Source organism: Hydrogenophaga sp. (genome assembly GCF_041633695.1).
Lineage (GTDB): Bacteria > Pseudomonadota > Gammaproteobacteria > Burkholderiales > Burkholderiaceae_C > Hydrogenophaga.
Genome location: NZ_JBFJMY010000296.1, coordinates 1 through 5,313, shown reverse-complemented (window position 1 = coordinate 5,313; position 5,313 = coordinate 1). Strand labels below are relative to the sequence as shown.

Sequence of the window (5,313 nt, the reverse complement as noted above, 5' to 3'; positions counted from 1 at the left end):
GCTTGCTGGGCGGGGCTGGAGATCCTCACCAACGCGGTGGCGCGCCATGGGCTGGACCGCAAGGCGATCCGCGACTATGTGGCCGGCACCACGCACAAGACCATCGTGGGCGACATCCGGTTCGAAGGCAGCGAGAACAAGGGCACACCGGGCACGGTGAGCCAGTGGCAGAACGGCGAGTTCGAGGTGGTCTGGCCGCAGACCGTGGCGACGGCGAAGCTCAATCCCGCCAAACCGGCCTGGAACTAGGACCTCCCCGCGCCGCGCCTGCGGCGCGTCATCCCTCAAGGGGCGGTGCCTGCGGGCCGGTGAAGCCGGACCCGCAGCATCCTTGCCTGTGAAACCCACTCATCCGCATGTCCTTCTCCGCCTGGCTTGAACTCATTGCCTCCGGTCTCATCACCGGCGGTATTTACGCGTTGGTCGCGCTCGGGCTCAACCTGCAGTACGGCCTGATGCGCATCCTCAACATCGCGCACGGCGAGTTCCTGATGGTGGGTGCCTACCTCACCTGGATGGTGCAGACCTCGTTTGGACTGTCGCCGCTGTGGATGGTGCCGGTGTCCTTCGGCTTGCTGATGCTGCTGGGGATGGTGGTGCACTGGCTGTGCTTCCGCCGTCTCACCGCCACGTCGCCCAACCTCGACATCTTCGAAGCGCGTGGACTGATGGTGGCGTTCGGTCTGATGTTCCTGGTGCAAAACGTGGTGTCCTACATCTGGGGCGGCGACCTGCGCGGCTACGACTACCTGACCGACCCGGTGCACGTGGGCAGCGCACAGTTTGCGGCCAACAAGCTGCTGGTGTTTGCGCTGGCGCTGCTGTTCGCCGGGGCGCTCATCGTGCTGTTGCGCATGACCTTGCTGGGCAAGGGCGTGCGCGCGCTGATGCAGTCGCCGGTCGGTGCGCAGCTCGTGGGCATCGACACCAAGCGCCTGCACCCGCTGATGTTCGGCGTGGGTCTCGGCCTGTCGGGCGTGGCTGGCAGCTTGCTTTCCATGGCGTTCACGATCAGTCCTTCGATGGGCGAGCCTTATACGGTCACGGCGCTGATCGTGATCACGCTGGGTGGCTTTGGCAGCATGGGCGGCGCGCTCGCCGGTGGCCTGTTGCTGGGTGTGATCGAAGCCTTGGGCATGCACTTCACCAACCCCTCACTCAAGGCCTTGCTGAGCTACGTGGTCTTCATTGCCGTGCTGTTGCTGCGGCCCGAAGGTCTGTTTACCCGCAAAGGAAGGAAAGCATGACCCCCACGCTCATCACTGCGTGTATCGCTGCCCCCCGGGGGGGTGTTGGCCCCTTGGGGCGGCCCGGCGGAGCCAACGCATGACCCCGCGCCAACTGCTCGTCCGCGACCTGCTCGTGCTGTTCGGTCTCACAGGCTGGGGGCTCGCCGTGCCCGGCTTCGGCAGTGAGTTTGCCGTTTCCATGGCGCTCACTTGCCTGATGTACATCGCGCTGTCGTCCAGTTGGGCGCTGTTCTGCGGCAGCACGCGCTACCTGTCGCTGGCCACGTCTGCCTTCTTCGGCATCGGCGCCTATACCAGTGCGCTGCTGCTGGAGCAGGCCGCCTGGTGGCAGTGCATTGCCCTGGGCGCGCTCATTGCTGCGGCGGTGGCTGTGGTCATGGGCGCGGCGGTGCTGCACCTGCGAGGTACCTACTTTGCCGTGCTCACCTTCGGCATGACCGAGCTGATTCGCCATGCCATCAGCTACTTTGAAAAGACGGTCACCGGCACCGTGGGCCGCGTGCTGATGACGGTGCCCGATCGCGACACCATCTATTTCACGATGCTGGCGCTGGCGGTGATTGCGGTGGCGCTGTCGATTGGCGTGCGGCGCACGCGCTTTGGCCTGGCCATGCTCGGTATCGGCGCCGACGAGCAGCGCGCGCAGACCCTGGGCGTGAACACCCGCGTGATCAAGATCGCGGGCTTTGCGCTCACGGCGGCGGTGGCGGGCGCGGTGGGCGCGGCCATGTCGGTGCGCTGGACCTACATCGACCCGCACACCGTGTTCAACCCCTTCATCGGCTTTCAGACCGTGCTGATCGCGCTGATCGGTGGTGCCATGACGCTCTGGGGCCCGCTGATCGCCGCCATCGTCTTCAGCGTGCTGGCAGAGACCTTGCGCCTGCAGGTGCCGCAGCTCTACATGATGTCGCTGGGCTTGCTGCTCATTCTCTCGGTGCTGTACCTGCCCGGTGGCCTGGCCTCGCTGCGGGTTGAAACCTTCAAGGCCTGGTGGACCGCCAGCCGCGCCGGGTGGCAAGCGCTGCGCGACAAACTGAGTGGCGAGACCGCGCGGCGCAAGGCGCGTGAGAAAGACCTGAGGGAGCGCCGCCATGTGCTGTAACTTGAATCACCCCCGCCGCGCTGCGCGCGACCCCCTCAAGGGGGCGGTGCCTGCGGCCCGGCAAAGCCGGCTCAGCGGCACCCTTGGTTGGTGTAGCTGCATGCCGCGCATGCTTGCTCACCGAGTGGAAGGGCGACTGACATGACCACGCAAGCTCTGCTGGACGCCCGCGAAGTCACGGTGCGCTTCGGTGGCCTCACGGCGGTGGACGCCGTCAATACGGTGTTTGAAGCCGGTGAACTGGTCGGCATCATCGGCCCCAACGGCGCGGGCAAGACCACGTTTTTCAACGCCATCTCCGGGGTGACCAAACCCACCAGCGGGCGCCTGCTGGTCAACGGGCGCGATCTGAGCGGGCAAGGGCCGCACCGCTTTGCGGCCAGCGGTCTGGCCCGCACCTTCCAGACCCCGCGTGTGTTTGGCGACATGCGGGTGCGCGACAACATCGACTTCGGTTTGAAGTTCGCCGGCCGCCGGCCACGCAAATACATCTTCTGGGGCGAAGAGGCTTCGGTGCCCTGGGCGCTGCGCACGGCCGACAGCATCCTGGCCCTGATCGGCCTCACCGCCCAGGCCGATCTGCCGGCTTCTGCCATCACGCCCTCGCAACAACGGCTGCTGGAGATCGGCATGGCGCTGGCCACGCGGCCGCGCCTGCTGCTGCTCGACGAAGTGGCCGCCGGCCTGACCGAGGCCGAGCTGGAAGCCATGGCCCAACTGATCCGCCGCCTGCGCGACGAGCTGGACCTGACGGTGGTCTGGATCGAACACGCCGTGACCACGCTGCTGCGCCATGTGGAGCGCGTGATCGTGCTGCACGAAGGCCGCAAGATCGCCGACGGCACGCCGTCCGAAGTGGTGCGCAACCCGGAAGTGATCGAGGCCTACCTGGGCGACGAGATGGTTGAGGAGGCCGCCGCATGATGTGGTACCGCAAATCCCCCTTCACGCTGGGTGGTGGCAGCCAGGCACAGCTCAAGGTCGATGGTCTGTCCGCTGGCTACGGTGGCTTCCTCGTGCTGCGCGACCTGCAGCTCGAAATTCTCCCGGGCCTCACTGTGGTGCTGGGCCCCAACGGCGCGGGCAAGACCACGCTGCTCAAGGCGATCAACGGCCTCATTGCGCGCAGCGGCGTGGTCACGCTCGATGGCCAGGACCTGCCCGAGAAGACCCACGAGATCGTGCAAGCCGGTGTGGCCCTGGTGGCCGAGGGGCGGCAGCTGTTTCCGCAGATGACGGTGCTGGAAAACCTGGAGCTGGGCGGCTGGCTGGCACCGAAGGCCGAGCGCCCGCGCCGCATCGAACAGGCGTTTGTGGATTTCCCGAAGTTGCGCGACCGCGCCCACCAGATGGCCGGCACCATGAGCGGCGGCGAGCAGCAGATGGTGGCGGTGGCGCGCGCCATGATGAGCGCGCCGCGCCTGCTCATGCTCGACGAGCCCTCGCTGGGCTTGGCGCCCAAGATGGTGGACGAGCTGCTTGGCATTGCGCGCCGCATTGCCGACGCAGGCACCACGGTGCTGATGGTCGAGCAGAACGTGAAGAAGGCGCTGGCCGTCGCCGATCGCGGCTACGTGCTGGAGCGGGGCACCCTGGTGGCGAGCGGGCCGGCGAAGCTGCTGGCGCGTTCCAGCGTCATCCGCGAGGCGTATCTCGGCGCGGGCAAAGACCCCGCCAACAAGGCCGCCACCACCACGATCGATGTGGCGAATCGGCGCAAGGCCCTGGCCGCAAACACCTAGCAACCGCTGTATCCGAATCCAACGCCATCGACACTGATCCCGTCCACCCGCCCACCCGTTCGCCCTGAGCTTGTCGAAGGGCCCGCCCACCCCGTGGCGTGCAGGCTTCGACAGGCTCAGCCCAAACGGCTTCCATTCAACCCCAAGGAGAACCCCCATGTCCGATCTGTCCATGCTCATCAATGGCCTGAAAGTCACCGCCGGAAAAGGCGCTACTTTCGAGCGCCGCAACCCGCTGGATGGCAGCGTCGCCACCCGGGCGCCCGCTGCCTCGCCCGCCGATGCCGTGATGGCGGTTGAGGCCGCTGCCGAAGCCTTCAAAACCTGGAGCGAAACCGGCCCCAGCGCGCGCCGTGCACTGTTGCTCAAAGCCGCCGACGCGCTGGAAGCCAAGACACCGCAGTTCGTCGAAGCCGTGCCGGCCGAGACCGGTGCCACCGGCATGTGGGCCGGCTTCAACGTGATGCTGGCCGCCGGCATGATCCGCGAGGCGGCATCGCTCACCACCCAGGTGGCGGGTGAAGTGATCCCGTCGGATGTGCCCGGTTCGCTCGCCATGGCCGTGCGCCAGCCGGCCGGTGTGGTGCTGGGCATCGCGCCGTGGAACGCGCCCATCATCCTGGGCGTGCGCGCCATCGCCACGCCGCTGGCCTGCGGCAACACCGTGATTTTCAAAGGCAGCGAAAACTGCCCGCGCACCCATGCCCTGATCGTTGAAGCGTTTGAAGACGCGGGCTTTCCGCCCGGTGTGGTGAACTACATCACCAATGCCCCGGCCGACGCCGGCGCCGTCGTGGAAGCCATGGTGGCGCACCCGGCGGTGCGCCGCGTGAACTTCACCGGCTCCACCAAGGTCGGCAAGATCATCGCCGCCACCTGCGCGAAATACCTCAAACCCGTGGTGCTGGAGCTGGGCGGCAAGGCGCCCATGGTGGTGCTCGACGATGCAGACATCGAAGACGCCGTCAACGGCGCGGCCTTTGGCTGCTTCGCCAACAGCGGCCAGATCTGCATGAGCACCGAGCGCCTCATCGTCGACCAGAAAATTGCCGACGAGTTTGTGAAGAAGTTCGGCGACAAGGCCCGCGCGCTGCCCCTGGGCGACCCGCGCAAGCCCGAGCCGGTGGTGCTGGGCTCGGTGATCGGCATGGGCACGGTGGACCATTGCAACGCGCTGATCGACGACGCCTTGGCCAAAGGCGCCAAGCTGGTCTGT

At 66.8% G+C, this 5,313-nt stretch carries 5 protein-coding genes and 1 pseudogene; all 6 read left to right on the top strand.

The window, feature by feature from the left end:
* Nucleotides 1-249 (top strand): annotated as a pseudogene (locus tag ABYB95_RS16360) (branched-chain amino acid ABC transporter substrate-binding protein); the annotation flags it as partial.
* Between the two features lie 107 nt (nucleotides 250-356).
* Complete coding sequence (locus ABYB95_RS16355) at nucleotides 357-1,247, top strand: branched-chain amino acid ABC transporter permease (RefSeq protein ID WP_372659619.1); 891 nt, start codon at nucleotides 357-359, stop codon at nucleotides 1,245-1,247.
* Nucleotides 1,248-1,326: 79 nt separating this feature from the next.
* Nucleotides 1,327-2,355, top strand: coding sequence for a branched-chain amino acid ABC transporter permease (locus tag ABYB95_RS16350; protein WP_372659618.1), 1,029 nt, complete (start codon nucleotides 1,327-1,329; stop codon nucleotides 2,353-2,355).
* Nucleotides 2,356-2,496: 141 nt separating this feature from the next.
* The gene (locus ABYB95_RS16345; RefSeq protein ID WP_372659617.1) at nucleotides 2,497-3,279 is read left to right on the top strand and encodes an ABC transporter ATP-binding protein; all 783 of its coding nucleotides are present in this window, start codon (nucleotides 2,497-2,499) and stop codon (nucleotides 3,277-3,279) included.
* Complete coding sequence (locus ABYB95_RS16340) at nucleotides 3,276-4,097, top strand: ABC transporter ATP-binding protein (protein ID WP_372659616.1); 822 nt, start codon at nucleotides 3,276-3,278, stop codon at nucleotides 4,095-4,097. Before ABYB95_RS16345 ends, ABYB95_RS16340 begins: the two co-directional genes overlap by 4 nt.
* Nucleotides 4,098-4,254: 157 nt before the next feature.
* On the top strand, nucleotides 4,255-5,313 hold a 1,059-nt coding region (locus ABYB95_RS16335), incomplete at its 3' end, for an aldehyde dehydrogenase family protein (RefSeq protein WP_372659615.1).

Bases quoted from the DNA above. Each gene is read 5' to 3' on its own strand.
- ABYB95_RS16355 (WP_372659619.1), top strand. From the start codon at position 357: ATGTCCTTCTCCGCCTGGCTTGAACTCATTGCCTCCGGTCTCATCACC.
- ABYB95_RS16350 (WP_372659618.1), top strand. From the start codon at position 1,327: ATGACCCCGCGCCAACTGCTCGTCCGCGACCTGCTCGTGCTGTTCGGT.
- ABYB95_RS16345 (WP_372659617.1), top strand. From the start codon at position 2,497: ATGACCACGCAAGCTCTGCTGGACGCCCGCGAAGTCACGGTGCGCTTC.
- ABYB95_RS16340 (WP_372659616.1), top strand. From the start codon at position 3,276: ATGATGTGGTACCGCAAATCCCCCTTCACGCTGGGTGGTGGCAGCCAG.